Raw genomic sequence first — 20,870 nt, forward strand, 5'->3', positions numbered from 1 at the left:
CGACAAGCTCGGTCACCGTTCGGCTCCGTGGAGCGGAAGTTCGAGCCGTCCCCGACCCCCTGGCCTCTTAGCGGGTAGGAGGGCGCGCTGCGCCCACCAGAGACGACGGGCCGCGCTGCGGCCCGTGCGGGCTGATCTACGATGCAAACTAGAAACGAGCCGGTCAGCTGGGGTTCAAACGAAGCAGCGACGCGGGGAGGGGGTCGGTCACCTCGCCCGGAATTCCGGCTTTCTCAATTTCTTTTCCCGGTTTTCAATCCCGCTTCGCGGAATTGATTTCCGCTGGCCGTGAGATTCTTTGGCCTTTCCGGGATTTCTCCGATCGCTCCGCGATCGGCTCAACAAGACGATTCTTGCATCGTCTTCATGGGGTGTCAATGCCCGATTTCTAATCTCGGTTCTCTGATTCTCTATCGAGAGATTCTATATCATTCTCAGGGTCGTATGTGCTCATTTCCTGGATTGCCATTACGGCGCTAATCCTTGCCCATTCATCGCGCCTTGCCTCGTTTTCTCGGATTGATGACTCACTCCAGTAGGTGTGCTCTTCCCTTTCCTGGAGCCGGTCCATTCGTTCCTGGAACTCCTCAGCCTTCTCGGTGACTTGATCGGCTGTCATTCCGGTGGCTTCAGCGCGGATTTCGCTCCAGAGCTCGCTCTCGGGAACGGGAAGCGGGACGGGCTCTCCGAGGGGGTGGAGCCAGCGGGCCGGCATCGTGACGGTCTGCAGGTACGGCATCCCCACGGTCTTGTGGTCGGCGTCGAAGACGCTGCCGCCGACGAGGAAGTACCGGGGGCCGGCCGTGAGGCCGAGCGCGGCGATCTGTTCGGGGAGCAGCTCGATGCTGTCGACGTGCGGGGTGCTGCGTTCGCGGAAGCCTGTGACGGTGTCGGTGTCGTGGTGGATCTCGGTGACGGTGAAGGCGAAGCGGTGCCCGCACATGGCCTTGAGGGCGTAGACCTTGAGGGCGCCGTCGATGTCGTTGCGGGTGATCGGGTATCGGCTGCCGGGCAGCGAGTGCGGCACCTGGGCCGTGTAGGTCTGGCCGACTTCGATGTTCTGGGTGCGCATGGGGCTTCCCTCCAGGGGTGTCACGGGGAGGTGTCACGTTGGGCCCTGGAGCGGGGGTTTCGGGGTATCGGTGCAGGTCAGAGGGTGCGTGACACCCGGCGTGACAGGGGAGCGTGACAGGGTCCGTGACACCCGGCGTGACAGCCTCAGCGAGGCTGTGAGGCCAGGATCCCGCGCAGGCGCCGGCCTTCGCCAGGGCGTACGGAAGCACGTCGGCGAGCCGGGCCTCGTGGGAGGCCGGCTCGTATCACAACCACCCTTTGCCGACGGTCTTGCCGAGCGAGGTAGCAGAGTTCTGCAAGGGGTGGGATTTGCCCCTTGCAGAACCGTTTTGCGACTTTCTCGGGTCAAGTGCGGTGCCGGGCGCGGGCGTTGGTCCGAGGCGCTCCCGCTGCGCTGCTCAGCGGGCCGCTGGCGCCCTTGTCGGGGCCTGGAGGAGCCCGTGCGGCCTGGGCGCGGCGGAGGCCTCCAGTGGCCGCTGTGTGGGCTGCTGGAGGCCTCCGCCGGGGGTGCTCAGGCTTCTACGTACGCGACGACGATGACGCTGCGCAGCGCGGTGACATAGAAGATCACGGTGACGTCTTCGACGTCGTCGTCGTAGCGCCAGAGCTCAGGGTCGGAGCCGGGGATCTGCTCCCCCATCGTCGGGTCCACGGAGAGCGCGGCGAGGGCGCGGTCGAGAGCGTGGATCTCGGATTCGGTGAGCTTGTTGATCTGGTCGATGGCGCTGTCGGTGAAGCCGATCCGGGCGCGCCGGCCGGAGTGCTTGCCCATCAGGCGACGTGTCCGCGCTGCGCGGCGAGTTCGGCCAGGCGGCGGTCGCGGACCTCTTCCCAGGGGGTGGTGTGTTCCGGGGCGGGGAGGCCGTTGGTGGCGACGTCCTCGAGGAACGCGGCGAGCTCGTTGGCGCTGGTGCGCGTGCGGGCCGCGTAGGCCCGGAGCGCGTCGGCGCCTTCGGGGGTGACCGGCTGACGGTCGGCGGCCGGCTGCTGCTCGTGGTCGCTCATGGCGGGCTCCTGGGCGTCGTATGGCGTCGCCTCCACGGTAGCGCCGGGCCGGGGCGGGGCGCTGCCCCTTCCCGCCTCTTCGGCGGAGGTGTGCCGCGAGGCTTCGGCCGCGGGGAGAGTGGTCTTGTGGGAGGCCGCAGCAGACGCCGGATACGGGTCTGAACTTCTCCAGACACCTCTGTAGGGAAGTAGTCGGCGTGCTGCGGTGCTTCAAATCTCTGCGTTGACCTGGGGTTTCCCGGGGTCGCGGGAGGGTTCCCGATGCGACCCAGGGCGCGACCCAGGAGGCGACCCAGGAGGCGACCCAGGGCGCGACCTAGGACGCGACCTGCTCGCCGGGTGCCGCTCGGTCGAGGCCGAGGGTCTTCGTGACGCAGCGGCGGGCCCCGGGGAGTGCTCCCCGGGGCCCGCCGCTGGGTGGTGGTGGTGCTAGTCGATGGTGAAGTCCATGTAATCCAGGTCTTCAAGTTGCACTTCGACGTTCCCGTGCTTTCCGCCTTCGTTGAAGTATTCCTTCTGAAGGTAGGCCTGGAGGATTTCCTGAGCGCGGTGGTCGTCTCCGTGCTCCAGTGCGTCCCAGAGCGGGGTGGCGTACATGGCGGGGAGGGTTTCGGCGATGTTGCGCCACCGGGAATCAGGAGTTGTCGTCACTCCGGGGCGTGCGGTGGTGCCGTATCCGAATTTGGCGCGGCTCTGGATGCGGATGGATTTTCCGCGTGCTTCCTTGATGACCTTCTTCTTGAGTCCGGGCTTGGCGCTGTCGCGGACTTCCTTGTCGAGCTTTTCGGCGATTTCCTTCGGCGGGTTCTTCCGCTTGCCGGAGAGGTAGCGGTACACGGAGTCGACCTTGACTCCGAGGCGGGCGGCGAGGCTCTTCTTCGCGGCGGCCTCGCGCTTCCTCGGGTCGGTCTCCGTGCTGCGCTTCATCTCTTCCCGCAGGAGCGCGCTGGCCTTGCCCTTGGTGGTCTTGGGCAGGTCGCGCTGCTTGGGGGTGAGCTTGTCGTGGACGGCCCTGCGCATGCCGTCGAGGATCCGCTCGCGGTGGTTGTTCTTCTGGGTCATCGGTTACCTCACTCCCCTTCGTCGACGCGCTCGCCGTCGCGGGGCGCGACCTTCTTGGCTGCGTTGATGCCGTCGGCCTGCAGCTGCTGATACCAGTCGAAAGAGCGGATGCCTTCGACCTTGGCGTAGCCGGGGCGTACGCCGAAGTTGAAGGCGCCCTTGATCACGGTGGGTGCGGAGTCGGGCCGGATGGCTTCGAGCGGGTTGGTGGTGTGCGTCGGGTAGAGGACGCAGTCGGAGTACGTGGCGAGCGGGGCCCGGCCGGTGAGCGCGAGCGTCTTGACGATCTTTCGGTGCTGGACGATGCGGGCGGTGGAGATGACCGCGGCCCGGATGTCGGGGCGCCACCAGAACTGCGTCATCTCCGACCATTCGTTGCCGGGCCGGTAGCCGGGGATGTAGCTGGGGGTCTGGGCGAGCTTGCCGACGCCGGACTTCACGGTCTGCTTGATCGCCTTGAGGACGGTGCGCTCGATCGGGTCGCCCTCGCCCACGGCGAGGCGCTCCATGGCGGCGAGGAAGGCGTCCATCGGCATGTCCTCGGTGATGCCGAGGTTGGCCATGGTCGTCTTGTAGGCGGTGACGAGGCGCTCGTTCCACGGGTCGAGCCAGCCGGAGCCGAGGGGCTCGCGCAGCCAGGCCTCGATGGGCTCCACCTTGATGCCCATCTTGCGGGCGTAGTCGCAGGTCTGGGTGGTGTACCAGCGGGGGCCGGCGGGCGGTTCGCCGGTGTTGGTGAACGGTGAGGGCAGGCGCGGGTCGAGCGGGTTGGGCTTGCCGTCGGGCACCTGGATGTCGAGGTGGGCGCGGGAGAAGTCGACCTTCCACGCGCCGGGGATCTTCGGGTCGAAGGCGGGGGCGACGTGGTGCACAGGGTCGGCGTTGCCGCCGACCAGGAGGCGCGAGGAGGCCGACAGGAAGCTGGTGTTGGTGTCGATGCCGATGACGTGCGCGAAGGTGGCGGCTTCTTCGGCGGTGGCGTCGCGGTGCCAGCTCCAGGCTTCTTCGCGCATGAACTCTTCATCCGGGCGCTCGCCGTTGGGCCAGGTCTTGAAGACGATCGGGTGGTTCCCGTTCGCCTCGCAGGGGACTGCCTGGACCGTGCGGTGCAGGTGTTCCTCGATCTTGCCCTGCACGTACTTCTGCTCGTCCTCGCTCCACACCGGCTTCGTGGGCGGGCGCAGCTGGAGCATGAGCTCGAGGCCGCTGCTGCCCATCGTGCCGCGCGGCGAGATGACGCGCTGGGCGTAGATGCCGAGGGTGCGGGCGATGTCGGCGGCCGGGGTGTCCTCATCGAGGTACCAGCCGGACTTCGCTCCGAGGGCGTCCCAGGGGACGATGCCGATCTGGACGCAGGCGCGGTCTCCGCCCTTCTCCTTGTCGATCCGCTTGTAGATGCGGGTCCAGGGGCTGAAGCCGCGCTTGGTGAGCTCGAAGCCGGACTTGGCGATGGCCTTGACGACCTTGTGGTTGTCGGGGAGGCGCTGGTGGCGGACGTCTTCGAGGGTCTCGGGCAGGCCGAACTTCTTGGTGGCGGCCGCGGTGAGGATGACCATCGGGTCGCCGTCGGTGCCCCACTTGTGGAGCCGCTTGGCGCCGAGTCCGGCGTCCAGCGCCCACTTGACGAGGGTGGGGATGCTGCGGGCCGGGCAGTCCAGGGTGCGGCCGTCGACGAGGTGGGCGATCACCTGGTTGTCGTCGGTGACGTCGAGGACGGCGAGCGGCCCGTTGGGGTACGTGGCGTCGGTGGCCGGCGCGTCCTTCGTCGTGGTCGTCGTGTCCGTCGGCTTCGTGCGCGCGCTCGACTCGGGGGTGCGACGCGGGGAGGGGGCCGGTGCGGGCTCGGGGCGCTCGGTGAGGCGGGCGCGGGCGAGGTCGGCGTGCAGCTGCACACTCGCCGGGTCGCCGTCGCGCTGCTCGATGGTGACGGCGACGTCCTGGCCGTCACGGGCCACGGTGAGGGTGCGGTCGGCGTCCAGGGTGGCGAGCACGGCGGCGTCGTCGGTGTCGACGACCAGGAGCACCGGGACGCCCAGGCGTTCGGCCGTCTGCTTCAGTGCGCGGGCCGCGTCGGGCAGGGCGTCGCCGGACAGCGGGAGATGGTCGGCGTGCTCGTGCTGGAGCCGGTCGACGACCACGAGGGCCAGGCCGTCGCCGTTGATGTCGGCGGCGAGCTGGTCGATGTCCTGGGCCGTCAGTCCCTGGGTGTCGTCGACGAGGAGCGGCCAGCCGAGGGCGGTCGCGATCTGGTGGGCCGCGGCCTGCTGGTCGGGCGGCAGCGTTCCGGCGCGCAGCTGCTGGTAGTCGAGGCCGGCCTGGGCGGCGACCATGCGGCCGATCACGTCGTCGCGGGTCGGTCCGGACGCCGCGTACAGCACGGGCCGCTGGTGGGTGAGGACCGTGGTGCGGGCCATGGCGAGGGCCAGGAGGCTCGCGCCGGCGCCGGGGGCGCCCGCGATGACGGTGGTGGTGCCGCCGGTGAGGCGGGGTGCGGTGGTGTCGAGGGACGGCAGTCCGAAGGACAGCGTCACCGGCTCGGTGGGCAGTGCCATGTCTTCCTCCGGTCCGTGGGCGGGTGGAACGGTGACAGTGCTGGTCAGAGCGTTGTCACCGGTGGAGAGCGGGGCGGGGGCGGTGCCGGGCGGAACGGTTACGTCGCTGGTCAGCGCGTTGTCACCGTTCGGCGCGGCGGGGGACGTGTAGCCGTTGCTGTCACCGTTGGCGGGGGCAGGAACGGTGACAACGGTTACGTCGCTGGTCAGCGCGTTGTCACCGTTCGGCGCGGCGGGCTGCCCGGGGATGGAAAACCCGCTCTGACCTGCACTGTCACCGTTCTTGGTGGCGATGACGTCGAAGAGCGCGGCGGCAGGGCTCTGACCTGCACTGTCACCGTTGTAGCCGTTGTCACCGTTCTTTTCGGCATAGTTCGCGAGGGAGTTCCCAGAGGGGCTCGCGCCGTCTCCGTCGGCGGGCGGGGTGCCGCCGTTGCCGGGGCCGCCGTCACCGCCTCCGGTCTCCGGGGGCGCATCGAGGTCCCACACGAGGTGGGCCTTCATCAGCAGCAGGCGGGGGTTGTCGTCGCCGACGCGGACCTGGTGGACGGCGACGCGGTCCTTCTGCCGGTCGTTGCGGATGGTCAGCCCGGCCTGCAGGAGCGCGTCGGGCAGGCTGCGCTGGCCGATGCCCTGGACGCGCGGGTCAGAGCTGGCCTTGAGGAGGGTGTGGAGTTCGGGGGTGCGTACGGCGAAGGCCGGGCCCTTCTCGGGGAGCCAGTAGAAGGCGGGGCCCTTGCCCTCCCAGGTGCCGGAGCCGTCCTTGGCGGCGGTGACGCCCTGGACCTGTTCGACCTCGCCGGGGACGGCCGGGGCGATGGTGCCCTTGTCGTCGCGGACGTGGGCACGGCCGGTGGACAGGGCCTGGCGTACGACCTCCACCACGGCGGTGCTCAGGTCGTCCTGGGCGACGTGCTGGTCGTCCATCTTGGCGGCCTGCTTGGCCAGGGAGGCCGCGAGCGGCGCGGCGACGACCTCGATGAGCGGTTCCATCTCCAGGCCGGTGACGGCGGCCAGGAGGCCGAATCCGGCGAGCATCTGGGCGGCCGCGGTGATGACGCCGTCCATGGTGCCGCTGGCCTCGGGGAGTTCGGCCTCCGCGTACGGGGCGAACTGCTTGAGGGCCTTGGCTTCCAGGTCGGCGAGGTAGGCGTCGGCGTCCTCCAGGCCGTGGAGGTGGCGGATGATCCGGTCGCCGAGGGTGCGCAGCGGGACGGCGAGGCTGGTGCCTCCGCCGTCGCGGTACCACCGCCAGTCGAGTTCGCCGCCCTCACGGGTCATGTAGACGACGACCGAGCGGCGGTAGAGGGACTCCTGCATGGAGACCGGCAGCATCTGGGCGGCGATGACCGGGACGGCGCGGACGCGGTTGCCGGGCTTGGCGGTCAGGTCGCGGTTGCGGCGGCCGCGGATGTCGGTCATGTTGCCCGCCGCGCGCAGGACGAACTCGAGCTTCTTCTCCATGTCGCGGACTTCCACGGCGGACGAGGCTCGGGTGAGGGCGACGTCGTCCAGGAGCAGCGGGGTGTCGCCCTCGAAGTCGACGGCGCACTCGATGTCGGTGACCGTGCTGTTGAAGCCCTTGGTGACCACCGGCGGCCAGGGCTTGGGGCGCGCGGTGAAGAGCAGGCTGCGGCCGGTGTTGGCGGCGGCGGTCTTGCCGGAGTTGGGTTCGGCGTCGAACAGGAAGGAGGCCGGCACCGGGCGCAGGGTGTAGCCCAGCGAGCGGGCTCCGACGGCCAGGCCCATAAAGCCCGCCCAGCCGTGCACGGCGATGTCGGCGAGCGCCTGGCGGCACTCGCGGTCGTCGGCGGTGCGGTCCAGCGGTTCGGCGGCGCGGCGCAGCGGCTCGGGGGCGCCGATGAGCCGTACGAAGCGGCCCTCGGGGAAGGTGCGGCCGTCGGCGTAGACGTAGGTGAGGCCGACGTCGGGGAGGGTGTGCCAGCCGGTGCGGGTCACCACGGGGGTGCGGGGCAGCTTCTGCGCCTGGGTCTCCACGCAGTTCAGCAGGGCCTCCTTGACCGGCTTGGAGCCGGTGCCGACGGCGTCGGGGAAGGAGTCCCAGGCCTCGCCGGTGCGCAGGTCCATCACGGCGACGGTGTGGACGTCCTCGCCGACGCGGATGGTGAAGTGCTTCGATCCGGCGGTGCCGTCCTCGTTCATCACCACCAGGCGCTCTTCGGTGACGGGCGCCCAGCTCAGCTCGCGATCGAAGGTGCGGTTCTCGCCGCGTCCGGAGGCGCGCCACATCGCGCCGCGGCGGCCCACGGTGGTGTCGTAGCGCCAGCCGCTGGAGCCTTCGACCGCGTAGCCGGGCGGGGCGGCGCCGGGCTCGCCGTTGTCGTCGCGGTCCTCCAGGTCGTCGGCGGGCCGGTCGTCCTGGTCGTCGGCGGCGGGGGCGTCGGCCGGGGTCTTCGCGGCGGCCGGGTCGGTGGTGGCCGGGCCTTCCAGGCCGGTAGAGGCGAGGTCGGCGAGCGGGACGTCCACGACGTCGTCGACGCTGTGTCCGGCGGCGAAGTGGTCGCTCGCGTCGGCCTTCGCCGTGGTGACGGCCGGGTAGACGATGCGCAGGTCGATGGTGACGCCGGTGCCGTCCTCGGTCGGCTCCGCGTGCACGGCGCCCGCGGCGAGCAGCTGGTTGGCGACGTACCCGGCGTGCATCAGCCCGGCCGGGTCGCGGTCGGCCCAGATGACGACGGAGCGGGCGCCGCGCAGCTGCTCGGTGTGCATCGCCAGCCACTTGTCGCCGGTGCCGGAGTCGGCGCCGAACGGCGCGGAGACCGCGATCTCCCCGGCGGCGGTCAGCGCCTCCTGGTCGCCCTCGCCCTCGCAGATGTGGATGGTGCGGCCGGCCTCGATGGCGGCGGCGAGTTCGGGGGTGCCGTACAGCGGGACGCCGTCGTCGGGCTTGCCGTTGGGGTAGGCGGTGCGGAACGTCTTCTCGCGGCAGCCCTCCACCTTGCAGCGCTTGCGGTGGATGTTGGCGACGATCGTGCCGATGGCGTCGGCGTAGGTGTGGGTGCGCTCGTGCGCGAAGTCGTGGTCGTGGTCGGCCTTCGGCTTCTTCTCCCCCGTCGCGCGGCGCGGCTTGGTGGCCGCGCGCTTGGCCGCCGGGGCGGGGCGACGCGGGGAGGGGGTGGTGGTGCCGCGCCGTTCGGCGTACTCCGGGGAGAGGCCGTCGAACATGTCGGCCCGGCTCAGGCCGAGGGCGTCGAGGATCGTGTCGAAGGTGCAGCCGGACGCGGCGTGGCACTTGAGGAACATGGCGCCCGAGCGCGTACCGTTGGCGGGCTTCCAGTCGCCCGACAGGCTCGCGTCGGTGTCGTCGTGGGACGGGCAGCAGGCGTCCAGTCCCGACTCGCCCCGGGCGCGCGGCTTGCAGCCGGCCTCTTCGAGCGCGGCGAACGCACGCTCGTACGAGGAGCGGTCGGCAGCGGCCGAACGGGGGACGAGGGTGAGCGTCGTCACTGAGCACCACCGCCGGAGATCCACACGGACGGGGTGACATTCAGGACATACAAACTGTGCAAGTAGTGAATGGCCGAAGCCATGGGTACCCTTCCAGAAAGCGAAGCGGTCGCTCCCTGAACCCACAACGGTTGATAAGGCCGTCGTCCGGGCTTGATAACCCCGGCGGGGAACAGGTAGCGATCGGAGCAGGAGGCACGTGAGTGCCGCGATCGGGGCCCGGAATTCTCTTGGCGGAGGAGCCGGGCCTTTGTCGTACCTGGGATCAGGCCACCGCTATCACCCCGGAGTCCTCGTCCCGGGCGCGCATGATCTCGCGCACTAGCTCCTGCAGCTCGTACGTGGCGTTCAAGAACTTCTGCGGGTCCTCCGCGAGCGCCCGCGCGGAGCGCTCGGACAGCAGGCCCACCGACAGCGCGTTCGCCATCCTGCGCGCGTTGTCCGGGGAGATCCCGCGCCGGACGTGATGTCCGGGCACGCCCGCTCTCGCAGCGATCGAGGCGGCGGTCGGACGTGTGACGGCTCCGGACATGCGTGCGATCTCGGCTGCGGTCACCCCCTGCCGCTGATCCGGCCCGCGGTGAGTTGAGCTCATCAGTCTCTCCCCATCGTTCATGAGAAAAATGATCAGACATCAAGCTACACCACATCGCGGGCTTTTGGATCACAACACGCCACCCCAAACAACATTTGTCACATCGGTACGAGCACTGCGGGCCCGGCCTGTTGGTGCCGACCGGGCCCGCCTGGAAGGAAGGGTCAGTTCGCTGAGGTCACGTCATGGGGCGGCGCTCCCCTCGCAGTTGGAACGACGCGGGAGGAGGGACGTGGCGGCCTTCATCCGGCTGCGCAGGTCCTCGTCCGGGATCCACAGGCCGCGGGCGCCGGAGACGCGGACCGGCTCGTCCAGCGCCCGGACGTCGGTCAACTCCCAGTGCCACACGCCGGGTTCGGCCCACCGGCTGCACTCGCCATCGCAGCGGTGGCAGCCCTTGAGGCGGGCGGTCGCGATGACCGCTCCGCGTACGCCGGGCAGAGTGGCCGGCGCCTGCTTGGCGGCCTCCTGGTCGACGCGGAGCCCGGCGTGGATGAGCAGCGGGCCGGTGTATGTCGTACGCCAGGTGCGGTTCTCGATGTCCTTGCCGAGGTACGCCACGGCGTCCGCCCAGGGCTGCTTGATGGTCAGCCCCCGCAGGGCTTTGGTCTCGAGGATGTCGACGGCCATCATGCGGCGCCCCTTCCGGCCGGGGCGGCGGCGTCCTCGATCAGTTCGAGGCCGCCGGGCGTGAGGCGGACGAGGGCGCGGCCGCGGTAGACGAGGACGCCGTCGTCGTCGACGTCCAGGAGCACCGGGGCGCCGGCGAGGTCGAGCCGGTCGGCGTCCTTCGCGTCGAGGGGCTCGTAGATGGCGGTGGCGTCCAGGCGGCGGCCGTCGACCAGGAGGCCGTGGTGGTCGCAGCGGATGGTGTGGCCGGCCTTGTAGAGGACGAGGGCCTGGGCGTTCGCGGCCTTGTCCTCGCGGTCCCACCGCCAGGCGCGGAACTGGTCGTCGCTCATGCCGCCGCTCCCGTCGTCTGCGTACGGCGGCCGCGGCGTCCGCGGCCCTTGACCGCGTACATCGCGGCGTCGGCGGCGCCCAGGGCGGTGGAGGCCGACGGCTGCTCGAGGTCGGCGGTGTGCACCGTGCCGAGCGAGGCCGTCACGCGCAGCGGCCCGCCCGGCCACGGGAGTGGACGGGCGAGCTCTGCGGCGAGGCCGGCGGCGAAGGACTGCGCATCGGCGGTGTCGAGGGCGAGCGCGAACTCGTCTCCCCCGAGCCGGGTGATGGCGGCGTGCGGGCCGCAGGCCTCGGTGAGCCGGGCGGCGGTGGCGACCAGGACGGCGTCGCCCGCCTGGTGGCCGAAGGTGTCGTTGACGGGCTTGAAGTCGTCCAGGTCCAGCAGCAGCACGGTGTTCGCCCGGCCGCGCCGGATCATCCGGTCCGCAACGCGCATCCAGGTACGGCGGTCGGTGAGGCCGGTGAGCGGGTCGCGGCGCTCCGCGCGCAGCTGCCGGTGGAGCCATCCAGCGTGCAGCACCCAGGCCAGGGCCAGGACGGCGAGCACGAGGGCGGGTATCGGGCCGGTCATCACCGCTCACCGCCGGTCTCGGTGCGCCGGGTGTAGTCGAAGGCGGTGGCGTCCTCGAGGAACTGGTGGCGCTGCTCCGCGAGGTCGGGGCCGGTCTGCTTGGTCCGCAGGTCGGCGATCAGCTGGTCGACGGCCGCACGGTCCAGGACCGCGGTCGGGGTTGCCGTACGGGTGGTCGGTGTGGTCATCTCGATCTGCTCCTTCGGGAGTGGTTGGGGCGTGCCCTTCGTGCTTGCTGGCGAGGAGGGCGCGCCCCGCTTGTGTGTGCGGGTCAGTTCGTGCGCACGGTGAGGTCGGCGGGGAAGAACCGCAGGTGGTGCTCACCGGTGGAGGCGAGCAGGACGGCGCGGTCTTCGTGGGTGGCGGCGTCGGGCTGCTGCAGGAGCGCGGGGAACGCGGCGCGCAGCTGGGCGCGGCCGGGGAAGTGGGCCAGCCGCGGCGTCCAGTCGTTGGCGATCACGTGGTGGCCGGTGCGGTGGCCGCTGACGAGGACCTGGAGCAGCAGCTCGTCCACGGCGGTGGCGAGGCGGGTGTTGTCCTTCGCCTTGGTGCGCAGCCAGTTGAGGCCGTCGATCAGCAGGAAGCGGTGGTCGGCCGGGCGGCGCGGGGTGCGCGCGGTCTGCATGCTCGCGTGGAAGTCCTCGATCGCGGCGGCGGCGTGGGCGTGCGTGACGCAGCTCAGGTCCGGGCGGGCAGGCAGCGGCGGGTCCATGAAGCCGGGGATGATCGCGGTGAGTGCCGCGCCGTGGTCGATGACCCGCCGGGTCAGGGCCTCGATGACGCCGCCGACCGGCCAGGTGAACGTGGCGCCTTCGAGCAGCAGGTGCGCGTCGCGGGCGAGGTCGAGGTGGATGGGCCGGCCGCTGGTGGTGTCGATGCCGAGCAGCACGCTCCAGCCCTGCGGGGCGAGCGGCGACGCGGGAGAGGGGTGCAGGCGGGCCTGCCCGGGGACGGCGGGTGCGGGCAGGCCCGCGATGGTGACCGCCGGGCGGCGCGGGGCACGGCGCATCCAGCTGGGGAGGCGTGTGCGGTTCTTGCCGGTGCTGCGGGCCATTCGTCGTGCCTCTCGTCTTGGGCGCCCGGGGCCGGAAAGGCCCCGGGCGCTGATGATCAGCGAGGTCGCCTGTGGATAGAGATCGCGGTTAGTCGGCGATCGGCGGCCGGTTGGCGACGATGCGGGCCTGCTCGGGGGTGAGGAAGGAGAGCGCGATCTGGCGGCCGGTCGTGCCCGGGGTCTTCAGCACCGCGGCGCCGGGGTACGTGCGGCGCAGCTGCGGGTCGACGCCCAGGTGCTGCGCCGTCATCCGGGTGGTGCGGCCCAGGAGCAGCACGGTGACGGCGTCCTGCAGGGCCGCGTCGCCCATGCGGCGAAGCGTGCCGCGGTCGACTCCGCTCAGGGCCAGGTGCATCCCGGCGGCGCGGCCGGCGAACGCGACCTTGCCCAGCAGCTGCACCGCTCGCTTCAGGACGGCGGAGCTCGCGAAGGAGCGGGCGGCCATGAGCGAGGTCGCCAGGTCGTCGACGGCCAGGATGCGGCGCGGTCCCTTCGCGGACTGCTCGTAGCGCCGCTTCATCTCCGCGTGGAACGCCTCGATCTGCGCGGCGAACCCGGCGGGGTCCGTGGTGATGCTCACGCCGGGTACGCCCTCGAACTCGGCAAGGCCGACGCGCCGGGGGTCGATGACGTCGACCGTGCCGCCGGTCGCCACGGTGTGGGCGGTGATCAGGCGCAGGGTGGAGGAGACGCCGCTGCCGGTGCCGCCCGCGATGAGCAGGTGCGGATACAGGTCGAGGTCGAGGGTGATCGGGCGGCTGTTGGACGGGTCGACGCCGAGGGGGAGCAGCTGCTTGTTGTGCGGGTCCGGGATGTACGGAACGGCCACGGGGGTCCTCTTCTCGGTCTGCTTGGCGTCGATGACGGTGAGGCGCTTGCCGGCCGCGCGGGCCTGGGCGATGAGCTGGCCCAGTACCGGCGACTTGCCGGACCCCGCTCCTTCCTCGAAGACGACGGGGCCGGTGCCGGGCTGCGGGATGTTCGGGAGGGTCATGGGTTCCTCTTCTCTCGGTGGATCCGGTCGGACAGCTGCATGGTCTGCGCGAAAGCGGACACCTCAGTCGCCGGCGTTTTCGGCGAGGGCGGCGGCGGTCTCCATCAGCTCCAGGACGGCGCCGAGGGAGGCGGCGAACAGGTCGTTGTGCGTGGCGATGTCGACCTGGCGGCGCACTGCGCTGACGTCGGCGCCGGCGCGGCGGCAGCGGGTGGCCAGGTCTTGCTCCCATTCGTCCGAGCGGGTCGGCAGGCCGGTGGTCATCGCGGCGCGGATGTGGGTGTGGGAGCGCAGCACGGTGTCCGCGTCGGCGTCGACGGCCTGGAGCGCACCGAGGACGCAGTGCCGTCCGGCGGCGTCGGTGAGATGGGTGCGCGACCAGCCCGCGGTCGCCATGACGGCGGCGGCGCGGCGGATGTGGAGGCTGGCGCGGGCGGCCGGGCGGCGGTGGGCGCGGGTGAGGCGCTGCAGCAGGCTCGGGCGGGCCAGGGTGCGGGCCGTCTGGCTGGCGCGGTCGGTGCGCTCGATCTCCGCGAGGCCGGCCGCGGCGAGGGCTTTGATGTCGAGGCCGGAGGTGTTCGTCGACGCGGGAGAGGGGTCGGCGGCCGGGGCCGCTTCGGTGATCGACTTCAGCCAGTCCTCTACCTCGGTGGCGAGAAGCCGGGTGCTGGTCTCGATCTCGATCAGGGTTGCGGTCATGATGGGGGTCTCCAGTTCTCTGTTGGGGGCTGGGGGCCCGGGGCGGCCGGTCGCCTTAGTCGGTGCAGACGGCCGCCCCGGGGCGAAGTCAGCCAGCGCTGACCTCGATCGGGCGGGTCGGGTCGTTGAGGACCAGGACCGCGCCGTACCGGTGGCGGGTCGCCGTCTCACCGGCCGCTTCCTGCAGCGCGACCGCACGGGCCTGGAGCTTGTCCTCCGCCTGGACCCACAGCCACTGCTGGCCTCGGGCGCCGGTCTCCTTGTTGTCGAACGGGATGTCGACCACGAATCGGTGCGTCATCTCCGCTCCTCCTCTCTTCTGTGGGGTTCAGGCCGCGACGGGTTCGTCGGCCTCGTCCTGCTCGCCGTCCTCCTGGTCCTCGTCCTCGCCCGCGTCGGCGGTGGCGGGGAGGGTGCCGTGCGCGGCACGGGCCAGAAGGATCAGCAGGTCGTCGGCGGTCTCCGCGGCCGTGCCCAGCAGTTCGGCGAGCTCGTTCTCGCCGTTGGCCTGCGCGGCGGTGACCATCGCCTCGATCACCACGGCGACGTCGGCGATCCGCCCGCGGCTGGTCAGGGTCGGCGCCTGGAAGTCGGCCGGCTCCGCCATCTGCCGGGTGGCCTGGATCGAGGCGGTCTCCATCAGCGTGAACGCGCGCTCGGTCTGCGCGTCCAGGTGCCGGATCAGGTCGTACTGGTCGCTGTACGTCGTTCCGGTGAGCAGCTGCTCGATGTCCATCACGTGCTCCTTTTAGATCTCGGATCGGGCGGTGAACTGCGCTGATCAGTCGAGGGACTTGAGGGCGCGGCCGTTGATCTCCACGCGCTTGACGACCGGAGCCGGGACGTGGACCTGCGGCTTGACCTCGGGCGCGACCCGGTTGCTGACGTAGTTGGTGATGCCGACGCGGAACTTGCGCAGCGCCACGATCGACAGCAGCGCCCAGGCGATGGCGGTGAGGCCGACGGCAACCTCGCGGCCGGTGGCCGGCGCGCCGTGCCAGACCATCCAGCCGGTGGCCGCGCCCGTCAGGCCCCACGCCAGACGCGCGCCGAAGCTCTTGGTGACGCACGACAGGACGCCGGTGGAAAGGACGGCGAGCAGCCACACGGCGTACGCGGTGCGGGCGTCGACGGCCAGGCCCTGGGTGTGGGAGCGCAGGTACGTCCAGACCGGCGAGGTGATCGAGGCGAGCAGGCCGGTGTTACGGGCGGAGCCGCCCGGGACGGCGCCGGCCGCCGCGTCCACCGCACCCGCGATGCCCTGGACCGTGAGGGAGAGCAGGGCGCCGCCGACGGCGGTGACGCCCACCAGCGCCACGCCTGCGAGGGTCGCCTTGATCCAGCCCTCGGTCTGGCCCCAGCCGCCGAGCACGGCCTGGCGTACGTCGTCGGCGCGGTCGGACAGCCACTCCCCCGCCGCGTCGGCCAGGTCGCGCAGCACGGAGGACGGGTGGGCGAGGTCCTGGGCGAGGCGGTCCTTGGCCGAGGTCGAGCCCTCGAGCTGGCGCAGTTCCTCGAGGCCGCGGTCGATGTTCGTGAAGTCGACGCGGGAGAGGGGCTCGCCGGGCTGCTGTCCGTCGGGGGTGTCGTGGTGATCGGTCATCTCTGCTTCTCCTTGGGGGAGTTCAGGCGGAACGGACGGTGTGGTTGCCGTAGCGGTCGCGGGTGATCCAGTCGCCGAAGTAGGCGACCTGGCGCTGGCCGCGCTCCAGGACGGTGAGGCCGTCGACCTCCACGCCGCGCTTCGCGGCGGGGTTGAAGCGGAAGTGCGGCTTGCTGAGCGTGATCTGCTCGCAGAGCTCGTAGACGTTGTCCGCGGTGAGCTGGAACTCGGCAGGCTTCATCGCGATCTCCGCTACTTGCCGGTCTCGCGGGCTTCGGCCTTCGCCAGGATCTGGTCGACGCGGTTGTCCAGGCGCTTGGTGGACTTGCCGCGGGCCGCCCGGCGTTCGCGGCGGATGCCGAGCAGGACGATCCGGGCCATCTCGTTGTGGTTGACGTAGTCCTTGTCGCTGACGCGCATCGCGTTTTCTCCTTCGGGTCGACGCCGGCCTGGGCCGGTCGCGGGTTAGTGGGAGCAGGTCGGGAAGGTGCGGCCGGCCGTGCACTGGGCGACGTCGGCCGGGGTGGTGTCGACGGTGTGCAGCTCGCCGTCGCCGGTGCGGACGGTGACCTGGGTGCCGGTGTTGGTGATCACGACGCCCAGCGGGAGCGGCTTGGCGGACGAGCCCGCGTCGGGCGTGAAGAGCGTGATGGCGAGGACGACGACCGCCAGGGCGAGGAACGCCTTGCGGGCCAGGGGCGAGAGGCCGAAGAACAACATCGGTAGGGCTCCTTGATCGCGGTGGTCGGGCGGTCCGGTCGGGGACGCCGATGCCCGGGGCTGGTGCGCCGGGGATCAGCGACGGCGGCCGGAATCAGAAGCTGAGCGTGCCGAACCAGTTGAAGAAATTGCCGAGGCCGGTTCCGATCTCGGGGCCGATAGAAGAAGTGGCGAGGTAGTAACCCCATGCGCCGCCGACTATGGGCTGCCAGAACTTCATTGCTCCGAACTTGACGAGGGCGGCGACCAGAAGAGTGAGAACGACGACAACCGATCCAGAAACCATTTCTCGCTTCCCCGCTTTCTTGATTTTTGAGATAGAGGTATCCCGTCGGTGGATCAACGGGGTTTTGCTATCCGAGGGGCGGCCCGGCCTGGAAACAATCCGGGCCGCCCCGGGAACGGGTTACTTCCCGACTGCCTGCTTGGCGATTTCCTTCACACCGGCCTGCGGAAGTTTCGCGTGCCAGCGCTTCAGGTCCTTCGGGTACCAGGCCGGGTACTTTCCGACCTGGAATGTGCCGGGGATGTCCTCGCCGTCGTTCTTGTCCTTGTGGCGCTGGCGGGCCTTGATGAAGGCCTTGACTCCCTTGTCGCCCTCGTAGCCGAGGAACTCCGCGGCGGCCGCGTTGCCGATGATCGGCTTGACCTCCTGGGCGGACTTCACCAGCGGGATGACGTTGCCCGCGCCCCCATGGACATCACTTTCCGTAGTCGCAGCAGCGGGAGCCGGGATTGACCCGTTACCTTCCGTTTTGTCCATGGACTGTCCATGGACAACCCCCTGGTGATCGCTAAGCGTGGACACTTCCCCCTTCACCATGGACACCGGCTCCGGGAGGGCCTCAGCCTCACGCTCCGCAATCGGCACGTAGACCGGCGGGGCCAGCGGCTCACGACCGTTGAGCGCCCACTCGCGGGCCTCGTCATCCGACATGAACAGCATCTGGCACTGCCGCTCCGAGCCGCCGATGACCACGATGGCGCGGCCGTTGTGACGACTCGACTTCGGCCTCGGGGTCGTCCCGACAAGGGAATTCCAGGCCTGCGGAGAGAAACGGGCAAGAATCTTCGCGCCGTACTGGTCACGCAGTTCCGTGCCACCCGCCGCACGCGCCGTAAGACGCTGGTACACAGACACAACATTCATGTCCGCCTGGCGCGCCTTGAAAAGCACGCGGGCAATGTCGCCGAATACCGGCGGCTTGGCCGGGTCCTTCTTGTCCTTGACCTCGCTCCAGTACTGGTACGACTCCTCCGCGAAGTCGTTCTGCTCCTCGCAGACGAGAATCCAGCGCGGGAATTTAACATCCTTGTTGAACCGCTTGACCTGGTAGCGGCGCTCCATTTCCCGCCTGAACTCTGCAACGGCCTCCCACTGTTCAGCGAGCTCCGTGTAGATCTCAATTCCGGGAACATCCTGGAAACAGTCCAGGGAAATCAGCTTCGGGTCGATGATGATGACCCGCTCAGCGCCCTTGCGGACCATCTGCGCGATGATCGACCGCAGCGTGGAGGACTTGCCGCCACCAGTGCCGATACTCAGGCCGACGTGCGGCGTCTCCGCGTCGAAGTCGATGCAGATGCTCTCCCCGCGGGTGCCCAGGCCCAGCAGGGCCTTCGACGCCGAGAGCTTCTCCAGCTCCTCACGGACGTCATCCATCAGCACCTTGGCCGGCGGCTTCGGCGGCTGCCGGAAGACCACCTTGAACTCCTGGTGGTCCCAGTGCGCCTCCCACTCACCCGGAACCCGGCGCTTGACCAGGCCCGTCAGCCGCGCCTGCTCGCCCTCGCCCAGCTCCGCCTCGGGCGGCAGCTTCACCGACAGCTCGCTCTGCTCCAGCAGCCGCGCCTGCCGCTCCAGGTACCAGGCGACCGGCTTGCAGTCGTAGAACTTCTCCCGCAGCTCACGCGGCCGCTTCAGCAGCTTCTTCCTGGTCAGAGCCATCTTCGCGACCCAGCCCCAGGAGTCGTACCGCTCCACCCACGACTCCGGCAGCCGGTCCCGCCACCCCTTGGACACGTCCTTGTCGTTGCCCATCAGGTGCCGCGGGATCTGCACCCACTGCTTGTACGTGGCGTCCGCCGGGATGTCGCTGAAGATCTTCCGCAGCACCGCGAAGAACGGCTTCAGGACCTTCTCGCGGTGCCGCCGCGCCTCACGGCCACGGCGCCACGCCCACACGGACGTCACGAGAATCAGCAGGCCAGCGGCGGTGACGTAGCCCTGGTAGTTGACCCAGAGCCACCATCCGCCGACGGCCAGCGCGGCCGCCAGGAGCACGAAGAGCACGATCGCCCAGCGGGGCACCAGGCTCAGCCAGTGCCGCTTCTGGCCATTCGCCCAGGACCCGGGCATCCAGTCCGGCGCGTCGGCCGCCTGCATCGGCATCTGCACCCGGGACATCCGGCGCAGAAGGCGACGCTCAGCGCGCGTACCGCGGTTTCCGAAGAACAGGGCCAGGACGAGGACGCCGGCCAGCACCATCCAGACCGGCATTACTGCTCCCTCGCATCCGTACGGAGGGGGAAGAGGTAGTTGATGTCCGGCGCCGCGGGCAGCACGATCGTCCGCTGCTCGTCCGGGATGCAGATGCCGCTCTTCCTGCCCAGGTGCACCAGTTCCTCGAGCAACCCCTGCATCTTGGGCGACAGCCCGCTGTACATCTCCTCTTCCAGCGTCACGAGCAGTACCGGTGCAGTACTGCTCTCACTGCTCTCGGTGTCGTCCCTGCCCTGCTCCGGCCCCTGCTCGGGCACTGCCAGAATGTCGCTCACGGTTTCCTCCACTGAGCTGGTGGGCCGTGCCGGTCGGCGGTGACTGCCTGCAAGCTCTTCATCCGCCGACCGGTCCACCCGTCCACTACGGGATTGATCAGGTATTTCGCTGCTCTTCTCCTGCTGAGGGGTCCTGCCGCAGTCCTGCGGGAGGGCCGGGACGAGCACGGAGAGCGACATCGCGGGCCTGCCCGCCTGCCTCGCCCACTGCATCCCGGCGTCCACGTCAGGCCCCCGTCGTAGGGCGCAGCGGCCGAACGTTGCTCCGGCGCTGCTCCTCTTCCTGCTTCTTGGCCACGCGGTAGGCCTGGCCCTCGTTGACTCCCTCCCGGCCGTGCTCCGCGAGCCACCGCACGAGCTGCCCGGCGACCGTGGTGCCGGTCTCCTGGATCGCGTAGCGGATCGCGTCGGCGTTGGTCTTCAGGTCCTCGCCCTTGAGGGCCTCGATGTGCCGGGCCCGTGCGATCTCCGCCTCGGTCAGCACCGGCTCCGGCTCGCTCTCCGGCGCGGCCTCGGGGGCCCACACCGTGGCGTTCAGTACGGCCTCGCTGTCGTCGCCCTTCTGCTCCGGCAGCGGGGCGCCACCCGGGCCCTTCGGGCCGTCGTGGTCGTCGTCGGGACCGTCCTCGCCCTGGCCGTTCGTCGCGGCCGCGGCCTCCAGGAGCTGCTTCCACTCCTCCTCGTCGGCGTCGGTCTTCGACGCGGGGAGGGGGTGGCCGGCCTCCAGGGCCGGGACCGCCGGGACCGTGGCCAGCTCCAGGACCTCCTCCCACGGGGAGGCGTGCTCCAGGTCGACCAGGGCCGGGGCGTGCGCGGAGACGGCGAGGTCCTCCAAGAGCAGCTGCTTGCGCTCCTGGCTCCCGGCGACGCCGGCCTTGCGGAGCGTGGTACGCAGCTGCGCCCGCAGCTTGCGGCCCTTGCGGCCCCTGCTCTTCTTCTCGTCCAGGTTGCGCAGCCGGTCGACCAGGTCAGCGGCCTTGCTGCGGGCCCGCTCCCGGTAGATGTCCTCCGCCGTCACATCGTGGTCGGCGATACCCAGCCAGGACAGGATCTGCTGCTGGACCCGGCGCAGGATCTTCGCGCCGACGCCGTTGTTCTCCGCGTCCTCTTCACCGCTCTGCCGCAGCTCGATACCCATGGCCAGGTGCCACAGCAGCGCCGCACCCAGCGGACCAAGCACGATCCGCCACGCCGCACCCGCGAACGAGTCAGACTCCGAGATCGCCGGGACCGCGAGGAACCCGGACAGCACCCACACCAGCGTGCCCGGCAGACCCGTACGCCGCATCGACGGATTGTGCAGGTTCTGCCGCGCCATCAGCGCCAGGCCGAACAGCATCACCTCACCGACCAGGAACAGTGCCGCCCGCTCCACCACGTTCGTGATGTGCAGGTGCTCCCCCGCGAACCGCCACGCCGTGTTCGCACCGACACCCGTCGCACCGAGCGCGCCCACCACGGACACCATCTGCGCGACCGTCAGCCGACCCTGCGAGTAGCGGCGGGCCCTGAAAGCCCTCGCCCCGGCCCTGCCACCCCGCGCCAGCAGCCCCAGCCCCACCAGGGCCACTACCACCGCCGCAAGAGCAGCAGGCCAGGGGTTCGCCTCAGCGAAACCCTCGATCCAGCTGGTCATCTGCCTCTCCTTCGGTCAGGCGCGCTTCTTCGACACTGCTTCATTCCTGCTATGCGAAGCGCGCTAACCTCACGCTACAAGTAGCCGCATAGATCA

General features: G+C 70.2%; 23 protein-coding genes. All 23 read right to left on the reverse strand.

Translation table 11 applies throughout. The annotated features are described in order from the left end of the window. Positions 1 to 388: 388 nt before the first annotated feature. Entirely contained in the window at positions 389 to 1,072 is a 684-nt protein-coding gene (locus tag ABZ135_RS32630) for a hypothetical protein (protein WP_356700952.1), read from the reverse strand. A 513-nt stretch (positions 1,073 to 1,585) separates the two neighbouring features. Further along, complete coding sequence (locus ABZ135_RS32635; protein ID WP_356700953.1) at positions 1,586 to 1,846, reverse strand: hypothetical protein; 261 nt, start codon at positions 1,844 to 1,846, stop codon at positions 1,586 to 1,588. Then, on the reverse strand, positions 1,846 to 2,079 hold the full coding sequence (locus ABZ135_RS32640; protein WP_356700955.1) for a hypothetical protein: 234 nt from the start codon (positions 2,077 to 2,079) through the stop codon (positions 1,846 to 1,848). The genes ABZ135_RS32635 and ABZ135_RS32640 overlap by 1 nt, the downstream gene beginning before the upstream one ends. Before the next feature lie 429 nt (positions 2,080 to 2,508). Continuing rightward, positions 2,509 to 3,141, reverse strand: a complete 633-nt coding sequence (locus tag ABZ135_RS32645) for a hypothetical protein (RefSeq protein WP_356700958.1) — start codon at positions 3,139 to 3,141, stop codon at positions 2,509 to 2,511. 8 nt (positions 3,142 to 3,149) lie between these two features. Beyond that, the gene (locus tag ABZ135_RS32650; RefSeq protein WP_356700959.1) at positions 3,150 to 9,161 is read right to left on the reverse strand and encodes a DnaB-like helicase C-terminal domain-containing protein; all 6,012 of its coding nucleotides are present in this window, start codon (positions 9,159 to 9,161) and stop codon (positions 3,150 to 3,152) included. A 265-nt stretch (positions 9,162 to 9,426) separates the two neighbouring features. Next, positions 9,427 to 9,639, reverse strand: a complete 213-nt coding sequence (locus ABZ135_RS32655; protein ID WP_356700960.1) for a hypothetical protein — start codon at positions 9,637 to 9,639, stop codon at positions 9,427 to 9,429. 300 nt (positions 9,640 to 9,939) lie between these two features. After that, positions 9,940 to 10,389 carry a hypothetical protein gene (locus tag ABZ135_RS32660; RefSeq protein ID WP_356700962.1) on the reverse strand — a complete coding sequence of 150 codons (450 nt, stop codon included), beginning with the start codon at positions 10,387 to 10,389 and terminating at the stop codon, positions 9,940 to 9,942. After that, positions 10,386 to 10,718, reverse strand: a complete 333-nt coding sequence (locus ABZ135_RS32665) for a hypothetical protein (RefSeq protein WP_356700964.1) — start codon at positions 10,716 to 10,718, stop codon at positions 10,386 to 10,388. Before ABZ135_RS32665 ends, ABZ135_RS32660 begins: the two co-directional genes overlap by 4 nt. Further along, entirely contained in the window at positions 10,715 to 11,290 is a 576-nt protein-coding gene (locus tag ABZ135_RS32670; RefSeq protein WP_356700966.1) for a GGDEF domain-containing protein, read from the reverse strand. Before ABZ135_RS32670 ends, ABZ135_RS32665 begins: the two co-directional genes overlap by 4 nt. Continuing rightward, positions 11,290 to 11,478: a hypothetical protein gene (locus ABZ135_RS32675; RefSeq protein WP_356700968.1), complete on the reverse strand. Its 189-nt coding sequence runs from the start codon at positions 11,476 to 11,478 to the stop codon at positions 11,290 to 11,292. The genes ABZ135_RS32670 and ABZ135_RS32675 overlap by 1 nt, the downstream gene beginning before the upstream one ends. Before the next feature lie 83 nt (positions 11,479 to 11,561). Continuing rightward, the gene (locus ABZ135_RS32680; protein WP_356700970.1) at positions 11,562 to 12,344 is read right to left on the reverse strand and encodes a hypothetical protein; all 783 of its coding nucleotides are present in this window, start codon (positions 12,342 to 12,344) and stop codon (positions 11,562 to 11,564) included. Between the two features lie 88 nt (positions 12,345 to 12,432). Further along, positions 12,433 to 13,338: an FtsK/SpoIIIE domain-containing protein gene (locus ABZ135_RS32685; RefSeq protein WP_356700972.1), complete on the reverse strand. Its 906-nt coding sequence runs from the start codon at positions 13,336 to 13,338 to the stop codon at positions 12,433 to 12,435. 63 nt (positions 13,339 to 13,401) lie between these two features. Beyond that, positions 13,402 to 14,037 (reverse strand): hypothetical protein, encoded by a 636-nt coding sequence (locus ABZ135_RS32690; protein WP_356700973.1) that lies wholly within the window; start codon positions 14,035 to 14,037, stop codon positions 13,402 to 13,404. A gap of 88 nt (positions 14,038 to 14,125) precedes the next feature. Then, positions 14,126 to 14,338, reverse strand: coding sequence for a hypothetical protein (locus ABZ135_RS32695; RefSeq protein ID WP_356700975.1), 213 nt, complete (start codon positions 14,336 to 14,338; stop codon positions 14,126 to 14,128). A gap of 27 nt (positions 14,339 to 14,365) precedes the next feature. After that, the gene (locus tag ABZ135_RS32700; RefSeq protein ID WP_356700977.1) at positions 14,366 to 14,773 is read right to left on the reverse strand and encodes a hypothetical protein; all 408 of its coding nucleotides are present in this window, start codon (positions 14,771 to 14,773) and stop codon (positions 14,366 to 14,368) included. A gap of 45 nt (positions 14,774 to 14,818) precedes the next feature. Next, on the reverse strand, positions 14,819 to 15,640 hold the full coding sequence (locus tag ABZ135_RS32705) for a hypothetical protein (RefSeq protein ID WP_356700978.1): 822 nt from the start codon (positions 15,638 to 15,640) through the stop codon (positions 14,819 to 14,821). Positions 15,641 to 15,662: 22 nt separating this feature from the next. After that, complete coding sequence (locus tag ABZ135_RS32710) at positions 15,663 to 15,881, reverse strand: hypothetical protein (protein ID WP_356700980.1); 219 nt, start codon at positions 15,879 to 15,881, stop codon at positions 15,663 to 15,665. Positions 15,882 to 15,892: 11 nt separating this feature from the next. After that, positions 15,893 to 16,060 carry a hypothetical protein gene (locus tag ABZ135_RS32715; RefSeq protein ID WP_356700982.1) on the reverse strand — a complete coding sequence of 56 codons (168 nt, stop codon included), beginning with the start codon at positions 16,058 to 16,060 and terminating at the stop codon, positions 15,893 to 15,895. Positions 16,061 to 16,105: 45 nt separating this feature from the next. After that, entirely contained in the window at positions 16,106 to 16,360 is a 255-nt protein-coding gene (locus ABZ135_RS32720) for a hypothetical protein (RefSeq protein ID WP_356700984.1), read from the reverse strand. 94 nt (positions 16,361 to 16,454) lie between these two features. Further along, positions 16,455 to 16,703, reverse strand: coding sequence for a hypothetical protein (locus tag ABZ135_RS32725; RefSeq protein ID WP_356700986.1), 249 nt, complete (start codon positions 16,701 to 16,703; stop codon positions 16,455 to 16,457). A gap of 63 nt (positions 16,704 to 16,766) precedes the next feature. Continuing rightward, positions 16,767 to 18,860: an FtsK/SpoIIIE domain-containing protein gene (locus tag ABZ135_RS32730; protein ID WP_356700988.1), complete on the reverse strand. Its 2,094-nt coding sequence runs from the start codon at positions 18,858 to 18,860 to the stop codon at positions 16,767 to 16,769. Further along, positions 18,860 to 19,138, reverse strand: coding sequence for a hypothetical protein (locus ABZ135_RS32735; protein WP_356700990.1), 279 nt, complete (start codon positions 19,136 to 19,138; stop codon positions 18,860 to 18,862). The genes ABZ135_RS32730 and ABZ135_RS32735 overlap by 1 nt, the downstream gene beginning before the upstream one ends. 226 nt (positions 19,139 to 19,364) lie before the next feature. Beyond that, positions 19,365 to 20,774, reverse strand: a complete 1,410-nt coding sequence (locus tag ABZ135_RS32740; protein WP_356700992.1) for a hypothetical protein — start codon at positions 20,772 to 20,774, stop codon at positions 19,365 to 19,367. Positions 20,775 to 20,870 lie beyond the last annotated feature (96 nt).

It is taken from the genome of Streptomyces sp. NPDC006339 (genome assembly GCF_040612775.1).
Lineage (GTDB): Bacteria > Actinomycetota > Actinomycetes > Streptomycetales > Streptomycetaceae > Streptomyces.

What these genes read in the sequence shown, in the direction of transcription:
- ABZ135_RS32690 (WP_356700973.1), bottom strand. Translation starts at nt 14,037, where the DNA reads ATGACCGCAACCCTGATCGAGATCGAGACCAGCACCCGGCTTCTCGCC.
- ABZ135_RS32665 (WP_356700964.1), bottom strand. Translation starts at nt 10,718, where the DNA reads ATGAGCGACGACCAGTTCCGCGCCTGGCGGTGGGACCGCGAGGACAAG.
- ABZ135_RS32720 (WP_356700984.1), bottom strand. Translation starts at nt 16,360, where the DNA reads ATGTTGTTCTTCGGCCTCTCGCCCCTGGCCCGCAAGGCGTTCCTCGCC.
- ABZ135_RS32715 (WP_356700982.1), bottom strand. Translation starts at nt 16,060, where the DNA reads ATGCGCGTCAGCGACAAGGACTACGTCAACCACAACGAGATGGCCCGG.
- ABZ135_RS32675 (WP_356700968.1), bottom strand. Translation starts at nt 11,478, where the DNA reads ATGACCACACCGACCACCCGTACGGCAACCCCGACCGCGGTCCTGGAC.
- ABZ135_RS32705 (WP_356700978.1), bottom strand. Translation starts at nt 15,640, where the DNA reads ATGACCGATCACCACGACACCCCCGACGGACAGCAGCCCGGCGAGCCC.
- ABZ135_RS32710 (WP_356700980.1), bottom strand. Translation starts at nt 15,881, where the DNA reads ATGAAGCCTGCCGAGTTCCAGCTCACCGCGGACAACGTCTACGAGCTC.
- ABZ135_RS32730 (WP_356700988.1), bottom strand. Translation starts at nt 18,860, where the DNA reads ATGCCGGTCTGGATGGTGCTGGCCGGCGTCCTCGTCCTGGCCCTGTTC.
- ABZ135_RS32630 (WP_356700952.1), bottom strand. Translation starts at nt 1,072, where the DNA reads ATGCGCACCCAGAACATCGAAGTCGGCCAGACCTACACGGCCCAGGTG.
- ABZ135_RS32635 (WP_356700953.1), bottom strand. Translation starts at nt 1,846, where the DNA reads ATGGGCAAGCACTCCGGCCGGCGCGCCCGGATCGGCTTCACCGACAGC.
- ABZ135_RS32685 (WP_356700972.1), bottom strand. Translation starts at nt 13,338, where the DNA reads ATGACCCTCCCGAACATCCCGCAGCCCGGCACCGGCCCCGTCGTCTTC.
- ABZ135_RS32695 (WP_356700975.1), bottom strand. Translation starts at nt 14,338, where the DNA reads ATGACGCACCGATTCGTGGTCGACATCCCGTTCGACAACAAGGAGACC.
- ABZ135_RS32640 (WP_356700955.1), bottom strand. Translation starts at nt 2,079, where the DNA reads ATGAGCGACCACGAGCAGCAGCCGGCCGCCGACCGTCAGCCGGTCACC.
- ABZ135_RS32740 (WP_356700992.1), bottom strand. Translation starts at nt 20,774, where the DNA reads ATGACCAGCTGGATCGAGGGTTTCGCTGAGGCGAACCCCTGGCCTGCT.
- ABZ135_RS32645 (WP_356700958.1), bottom strand. Translation starts at nt 3,141, where the DNA reads ATGACCCAGAAGAACAACCACCGCGAGCGGATCCTCGACGGCATGCGC.
- ABZ135_RS32670 (WP_356700966.1), bottom strand. Translation starts at nt 11,290, where the DNA reads ATGACCGGCCCGATACCCGCCCTCGTGCTCGCCGTCCTGGCCCTGGCC.
- ABZ135_RS32700 (WP_356700977.1), bottom strand. Translation starts at nt 14,773, where the DNA reads ATGGACATCGAGCAGCTGCTCACCGGAACGACGTACAGCGACCAGTAC.
- ABZ135_RS32680 (WP_356700970.1), bottom strand. Translation starts at nt 12,344, where the DNA reads ATGGCCCGCAGCACCGGCAAGAACCGCACACGCCTCCCCAGCTGGATG.
- ABZ135_RS32660 (WP_356700962.1), bottom strand. Translation starts at nt 10,389, where the DNA reads ATGATGGCCGTCGACATCCTCGAGACCAAAGCCCTGCGGGGGCTGACC.